At 67.2% G+C, this 4,465-nt stretch carries 4 protein-coding genes; 1 reads left to right on the forward strand and 3 read right to left on the reverse strand.

Annotation, left to right across the window (positions count from 1 at the left end):
- The 3 genes from ABW137_RS11055 to ABW137_RS11065 all read right to left on the reverse strand — a co-directional run.
- A partial coding sequence (locus ABW137_RS11055; RefSeq protein ID WP_526399791.1) for an MMPL family transporter occupies positions 1–2,563 on the reverse strand: 2,563 nt, incomplete at its 3' end.
- Between the two features lie 47 nt (positions 2,564–2,610).
- Positions 2,611–3,045, reverse strand: a complete 435-nt coding sequence (locus ABW137_RS11060) for a DUF6188 family protein (RefSeq protein ID WP_056547432.1) — start codon at positions 3,043–3,045, stop codon at positions 2,611–2,613.
- A gap of 92 nt (positions 3,046–3,137) precedes the next feature.
- Positions 3,138–3,731 (reverse strand): TetR/AcrR family transcriptional regulator, encoded by a 594-nt coding sequence (locus tag ABW137_RS11065; RefSeq protein WP_056547435.1) that lies wholly within the window; start codon positions 3,729–3,731, stop codon positions 3,138–3,140.
- 157 nt (positions 3,732–3,888) lie between these two features.
- Here ABW137_RS11065 and ABW137_RS11070 point away from each other — a divergent pair.
- On the forward strand, positions 3,889–4,465 hold a 577-nt coding region (locus ABW137_RS11070; protein ID WP_526399789.1), incomplete at its 3' end, for a TetR/AcrR family transcriptional regulator.

Raw genomic sequence — 4,465 nt, forward strand, 5'->3', positions numbered from 1 at the left:
CGAGCAGTGCGCGCAGCAGCAGCACCAGGATCAGGCCCACGATGAGCAGGGTGGAGGCGGCCAGCTGGATGAAGTCGGCGGTCAGGAGGCGCTGAATGTCGGAGTTGACCGCCGGGAACCCGGCAACCGAGATGCGGGCTTGCGCCAGGGAGGTGTTGGGTCTGGCTGCCTCGGCGACGGCGACCATCTGGTGGGACAAGTCCATGGCCTCGGCGCTGTAGGGGTCGTTGCTGGATTCCACGAGGAATCGGGCGGTCTTGCCGTCGCGGGAGAGGAACTGTTTGGCGACGTCGGCGAACTGGCGGTTCTCGAAGGCGTTGGGCGGCAGAAAAAAGCCGCTGGAGGTGTCGGAGCCGGTGCTGGCGCGCGCCGAGTTCTGCAGCTGGGTGGCGATCTGGCTCATCCCGCTAAGCATGTCGATGTTGCTGTCGGCCAGGGTGTGCACGCCGGTGGCCAGGGCTTGGGCGCCCGAGGCGAGTTGGCCGATGCCGTCTTGGAGTCGGCGGACGTTACCGGCCAGGTTGGCGGGGTCACCGAGCGCGCCGAACGCCTTGTCCAGCGAGGTGACTGCGGTCTGGACGCCGGCCAGGGTGTCGGCCACGGATGCGTTCTGGCCAACGGTGTCCCCGAGCCCGGCGACCTGGGTGAAGAACCCGGCGTTGCGCAGCGTCGTGAGGACCTGGACCTGGTCGCGGATCTGGGCGCACTGCGGTGTGGTCGCGCACCACGGCGAGGTGTTCAGCGCGCCCACCAGCGGGTCGATGGTGGCGATGGCACCATCGGCCTGCTCGGCGAGCGGGCGCAACCCCGGTCCCGAACGCAGCGCCTGGTCGACCGCGGGTGCGGTCGCCGAGAGTTGGCTCAACAGGGGCCGAAACTGGTCCACCTTCCGCCCTGCGCTCTGGGCCTGATCGAGGATTCCGGTCAGCGGGGTCAGCGCGGTCCGCAGGGTGGTGTCGAGTTGGGCGAGGCCACCGGCGAGTTGGTCCGCGCCGCCGGTGAGCTTGGCCAGGTCATCCTTGCGGGCGTTGCCGTCGTCCACCGCGCCGGCCATCTTGTCGCCGATTTGTCCGTTCTGCCACCCCAGTTGGGCCTGCTCCAGGCGGGCTCCCGCGGGTCGGGTGACCCCGGACACCTTCGTCACCCCGGGGACCTGCGCGATGCGCGAGGCCATCTCGTCGAGGTCGGCCAGTCCCTTGCCGGTGCGCATGTCGGTGGGAGACTCCACGACGAGGAATTCGGAGATGACGACGTCGGTGCGGAAGTGCCGGTCCAACAGCTGATAACCCTCGTTGCTGGCGGTGGTGGCGGGTTGTCCCTTGCGGTCGTCGTAACTCAACGTCATCGTCGTGGCGACCGCTGAGAGTGCCAGCAGGATGGCCAGGCTGACCAGCAGCAGCGGCACCGGCTTGCGCACCACCGCCACGGCCACGGAGTTCCAGTACCGCCGGGTGCGGTCGGACTTGGGTTCGCCGATACCGCGTTTCGCGGCCAGCGACAGCACCGGCGGCAACAACGTCACGGTCGCCACGAACCCGACCAGGACGGCGACCGCGCAGGCCGGTCCCATCCCGGCGAACACGCTCAAGTTGGCGAACACCATCGCGGCGAACGCCAACGCGACCGTGGCGGCCGAGGCCAGGATGACGCGGCCGATGCTGGCGGTGGCGTGCTCCACCGCCTGATCGGGGGCGACCTGCGCCCTGCGCTGTTCGTGGTAGCGGCTGATCAGGAAGACGGTGTAATCGGTGCCGGCGCCCAGCAGGATCGCCGTCATGAAGGCCACGGTGAACTGCGAGACCGGCATACCCAACTCGCCGAGTACGGACAGCACTCCGCGCCCCACCGCCAGACTGATACCGATCACCAGCAGAGGCAACAGCGCGGTGAACACCGACCGGTAGACGATGAGCAGGATCAGCGCGATCAACCCGGCGGTGGCGATGGAGATGAACAGCAGATCGTGTTCGGCCTCGGCGATCTGATCGCTGAACGTCGACGGCGGCCCGGTCACCCGCACCGTCGTCGACGATCCGGCGAACGCGTCGGCGGCGATCGCGCGGACCGCGGTGACCGATTCGGCGGCGGCGGGGTCACCGAGCGTGCCGGCCACCCCCACCGGCAGATACCAGGCCTTGCCGTCCTGGCTGAGTGCCTGGGTGGCGGTCACCGGGTCGGCCAGCAGGTCTTGAACCAGCAGAACGTGCGTGGTGTCGGCGCGCAGCCGCGACACCAGATCCGTGTACTGCGTGCGCGCCGAGGGGGTCAGGCCTGCCGGGTCCTCCATCGCGACGAAGAGCATGGTCTTGGAGCCCTGCTCGCCGAAGGCCTCGCTCATTCGGTCGAGGGTTTGAAAAGACGCCACGTCGCGGGGGATCAGCTGGACGGATTGTTTCTGCACCACCGTTTCCAGTTGCGGGAACAGCAGGGCCAGGACCACCGCCAGTCCGACCCAGGCGCCGATCACCAACGCCTTGTGTCGCACGGTGAATCGGGCCAACGCGCCGAGGCGCTCGCTGTACTCCCCGGAGGTCTTGGCAGCCGAAATGGTGCGTTCACGCACCCGGGTGGCGGCGGCGTCGGGCGGGTCCGCTTCGTGGCCGTCGACGCTCAAGGGCGCACCGCAGGGCGCTCGGACACCAGGTCGTCCGCGGGCATGTCGTGGCGGACGACGCGGACCCGGCCACCGGGTAGACAAGCCATGTAACCGTGGCGCTTGCCGTACAACTCCCACGCCGCGAAGCACTCGTCGGCGGCCACGGTGAAGCCGTAGCCGTTGGAGAACTCGACACGCAGCGTGCCGTCGTCCTCGCAGGTGGCGAGCGTGCAGACGCTACCGGCGAAATTCAACAACGGGCGCTGATGATTCGGTACGTCATTCGGGTCGACCATCACGTCTTCGGCCGGGTGTGCCCCCACCGCAGGAAGCGACAAGCGCAGTGGTCGGGTAACGACCAGCTCGTTGTAGTCGGCCATGGTGAGTACCAGGCCGCCAACCAAGCTGACGCGCTGGACCTCGCAGGCTTCGATCCACTGGGTGATCATGAGACCTCTCTACCTCGATCTGATTCGTAACGATACCATCAGTATCGGTGCGCTACTAATAGTGTTGTTTCGTGTGGATCGGGTTGGCCCGGCTACCTCTCGTCGTGGACTATCAACGCGATGCTGCGCTCCAGTCCGATCGCGACGTCTTCGGTGGAGGCGCCGTGCCGGACCCACGCGATCAGGCTGGCCAGCCAGATATCGCCGACCAGGGCGGCAACTCGGTGTTGTGTCGGGCTCGGCTCCTCACCGGCGATCGCCAGCCCGATCAGGTGCTCGATGACCCCCGCCGCGCGGGCCACCTCGGCGCTCGCGCTGCCATCGGCGACGACGAATGCGCGGGTCACGGCCTCGGTCAGGGCCGGCCGAGCGCGCCATTCCTGGCATAGTCGGGTGTTCAACTGCTCCACCCGCAGGCGCGGCGATCCCGCTGTGACCGTCCAATCTCGTTCAGCGCCAATACGTTCGAACTCACGCGCGAGGACGGCGATCAGCACGTGCGGCTTCGACGGAAAGTAGCGATACAGGGTGCCGACTGCCATGCCCGCACGATCGGCGATGGCGCGCATCTTCACGGCGTCATATCCACCGCTCGTGGCGATCGTCGCGGTGCAGTCAAGGATGATCTCGCGTCGGCCGAGTCTCCCGGTGAGGAAATCGTGCCTGATCGATTCGGTTGTCGTCATCGGCGGTCCGCAGCCTTTCGCGTGCTTAGGGCTGTCAGAGCGGTGACACTGTCACGTTCAGCCGCGGCTAGGGATGACCAGTATCGCTACGCTACCGTTGGTACCATAACGTGGTGAGAGTCGTAATGACCAGACAATCCCGGCGACGGAAACGGCGTTGAGCGAACATGTGTTGCCCGACGGCGACGACGCCGATCCGCGTCGGGCGCGGTCACGGACCCGACTGCTCGACGCCGCCGCTCACCTGCTCAGTACCGGCGGAGTCGAGGCGGTCACGATCGAGGCGGTCACCAAGGCCTCGAAAGTCGCACGAACCACCCTCTACCGCCACTTCACCAGTTCCTCCCACCTTCTCGCCGCCACCTTCGAGCGACTCCTGCCCCAGGTCACCCCGCCGCTTCCGAGCTCAGTTCCCCTGCGAGAGCAGCTGATCGAACTGCTCACCCGTCAGGCAACCTTGTTCGCCGAGGCACCCCTTCACCTCACCACCCTCGCCTGGGTCTCCCTGGGGCCCACATCGAGCAATGGCGACGACGACGCGGGGCATACGCAATCGCTCCGAGCGAGGGTGGTCGACCAGTACCGACAGCCTTTCGACGCCATCCTGCAGAGCCCCCAAGCGCGCGACGAACTCGACGACTTCGACGTCGAACTCGCCATGTGCCAACTCGTCGGACCACTCGCCTTCGCACGCATGACCGGACTCCACACCATGAGCCGGCACCACTGCGAAC

The sequence above is a fragment of the Mycobacterium sp. genome (genome assembly GCF_040509115.1).
In the GTDB taxonomy this organism is placed as follows: domain Bacteria; phylum Actinomycetota; class Actinomycetes; order Mycobacteriales; family Mycobacteriaceae; genus Mycobacterium.